Raw genomic sequence first — 2,248 nt, 5'->3', positions numbered from 1 at the left:
CCCCCGCACCCCCGGTTCCCGCACCCGCCCCGGGCGGTGACGCCGCGACACTCGCGCCGGTGCCCGGCCCCCTCTACTGACGACACGATCTGCGAAAGGCCCCTCGATGACCGATCGACGCAACCCGGGACAGGGACCGCGGGTCCCCTCGGGGGCCCCTCGCGGCAGCCGGTCGGGTGACGGTCGGCCCCCCACCCGCTCCGGCAGGGTCCTCACCGCGGCGTCGACGGACCGGCGGTTCACGTGGATGCGCTCCGCCTTCGTGGTGATCATGGTGATCGCGCTGGTCAAGCTGCTGTGGGTACAGACGATCGGTGGCACCGAACTCGCGGCCCGGGCGGAGAGCCAACGGCAGGTCCACCAGGTGCTCCCCGCCACCCGTGGCGCGATCGTCGATGTGCACGGCGACCCGATCGCGTTCACCCGGGAAGCCCGTGATCTGTCCATCCAGCCACTGGTCGAGCAGCGCAACGCCGAGGCGCGCAGGGAACTGGACCGCACCAAACCCACCTGGGACCAGCTGGTCGACGAGATCGGCGACGAGTTCGAGTCCGTGCTCGGGGAGAAGGTGGACCGCGAGGAGATCGAGGCCAAGCTCACGTCCCAGGGTGGCTTCACCTACCTCGTCCGCAACGTCGACGTGACCCAGGCCAACGCGATCACCAGGAAGTTCCCCATGATCGGCGCGGAGCGTGTGGACATCCGCGAGTACCCGGGCGGAGCCCTCGCGGCCAACGTGGTGGGAGCCACGTCGAAGAGCGACGACGGCAAGCTCATCGGCCTGCAGGGCATCGAGGCGTCCTTCAACGACGAACTCGACGGCGAGGACGGCCGACAGACCTTCGACAGGGCCCAGGACGACACGGTGATCCCGGGGACGCTGCGGAACGTCTCGGCACCGCGTGACGGCGACACGATCCGTCTGACCCTGGACGCGGACCTGCAGTGGCACGTCCAGAAGGCGGTGCAGTCCGCCAAGGACTCCTCGGGTGCGCAGAGCGCGTCCGCGGTCGTGTTGGACGCCCGGACCGGCGAGGTCCGCGCGATGGCCAACGACAACACCTTCAACCCCGCGGTGGGGATCGGCGCCGAGCTCGAGCGCGGGGCCGACCTCGGTAACCCGGCGATCACCTCGCCGTTCGAGCCCGGGTCGGTGCAGAAGATCATCACCGCCGCCGCGGCGATCGAGGCCGGGCTGACCGATCCCGGGGAGGTCCACTCCGTCGACGGGAGCATCAGCATGGAGGGGGTGACCGTCTCCGATGCGTGGCAGCACGGTCCCACGCCGTACACGACCACGGGCATCTTCGGGAAGTCCTCCAACGTCGGGACCCTCATGCTGGCCCAGCGGGTCGGCAAGGAGCCGTACTCGGAGTACCTGGAGAAGTTCGGGTTGGGGCAGCGCTCCGGGATCGAACTCGCCGGTGAATCGGACGGGTTGGTGCCCGACCTGCAGAACTGGCAGGGCGGTACCTTCGCCAACCTGCCGATCGGCCAGGGGTTGTCCATGACGACCCTGCAGATGGCGGGCATCTATCAGACGATCGCCAACGACGGGGTCCGGGTGCCGCCCCGGATCGTCGCCGAGCGGGTGGACCCGGACGGTGAGACCCATGCGTCCGAGCGACCGGAGGGCGAGCGGGTGGTGAGTGAGCAGACCGCTCGCACGGTGCGCGACATGTTCCGCTCGGTGGTCCAGTCCGGGCCGGGAGCACAGGCGGGAACCGGCCCTCAGGCCGCGGTGGCCGGGTACCAGATCAGCGGTAAGACCGGCACGGCCCAGCAGATCGACCCGTCGTGTGCGTGCTACTCCAACTCCCGGTACTGGATCACCTTCTCCGGGATCCTGCCCGCCGACGATCCGCGGTACGTGATCTCGATCATGCTCGACGCCCCCCAGCGCGGCACCCTCGGGGCGTCCGCCGCGCCGCTGTTCCACGACATCGCCTCCTGGCTGGTCAACCGGGACAACATCCCGCCGTCCGCCCCCGCAGCCGACCTGATCCTGCAGGCGCAGTGACCCGCGACCGGCAAGGTAGCGTGTAGCGGGTTCACGGGGGGTCACGGACAACGAGAGGCGGGTCGAGGACAGGCTATGACGACAGCGGCACAGCTGGCGGACGCGGTGCGCGCCGGCCTCCTCGGCGACAGGGCGGCAGCCCACACGGAGCTCACCGGCGCCACCATCCGGGCCCAGGACGCGCTGCCCGGCACCCTCTTCGCGGCGCTGCCCGGAACCAGGATCCAC

The 2,248-nt window shown here is 70.3% G+C and carries 1 protein-coding gene; it reads left to right on the top strand.

From position 1 onward, the window contains the following. Window positions 1–106: 106 nt before the first annotated feature. Complete coding sequence (locus G6020_RS05410; RefSeq protein ID WP_182609921.1) at window positions 107–2,020, top strand: penicillin-binding protein 2; 1,914 nt, start codon at window positions 107–109, stop codon at window positions 2,018–2,020. The last annotated feature ends 228 nt before the right edge of the window (window positions 2,021–2,248 follow it).

Source organism: Dietzia sp. B19, assembly GCF_014145155.1.
In the GTDB taxonomy this organism is placed as follows: domain Bacteria; phylum Actinomycetota; class Actinomycetes; order Mycobacteriales; family Mycobacteriaceae; genus Dietzia; species Dietzia natronolimnaea.
Note: the sequence above shows the minus strand (reverse complement) of the source record. Positions and strands in the feature narration are given on the sequence as shown.

Excerpts from the sequence above, each read along its gene's own strand:
- G6020_RS05410 (WP_182609921.1), top strand. The coding sequence starts at position 107 with ATGACCGATCGACGCAACCCGGGACAGGGACCGCGGGTCCCCTCGGGG.